The organism is Polaromonas sp. P1_G2, from assembly GCF_056405515.1.
The window spans coordinates 1-438 of sequence record NZ_JBFUBY010001230.1 but is presented as its reverse complement, the minus strand read 5'-3'; the positions used below and the strand labels follow the sequence as shown (position 1 = coordinate 438).

Genomic DNA, 438 nt, shown 5'->3' with positions numbered 1-438 from the left:
CGATGACCATAATTTCCCCTATCTGCGCATTCGCGGACAGGTGGCGCTGATCGGGCTGTCGACGGCAACGGCGACCCCGCCCTTCATGGCATCAGGCTATTTCGGCCGCAACCAGGCGCGGCGCTTCGCTGAACTGCTGAAGCAACTGGATGAGGCCGGCCTCTGCCGCGTGGTGATGATCCACCATCCGCCGATCCGCGGCGCCACGGCGAGCTACAAGCGCATGGTCGGCATCCGCCGCTTCGGCGCAGCGCTGCATCTTGGCGGCGCCGAACTGGTGCTGCACGGGCACACCCATCTCAATTCACTCTACTGGCTGCCGGCGCCGGGCGGCGCGCGGGTACCCGTGGTCGGCATCGCCTCCGCCAGCCAGGGCAATGGTGGCCATAAGCCGCCGGCCGCCTATAATCTTTTCCGTATCGACGGCGAAAAGGGCGA

1 protein-coding gene is annotated in these 438 nt (G+C 66.2%); it reads left to right on the top strand.

Translation table 11 applies throughout. From position 1 onward, the window contains the following. Positions 1–438: metallophosphoesterase family protein (locus AC1D0P_RS29910; protein WP_477680047.1), on the top strand; the 438-nt coding region annotated here is incomplete at both ends.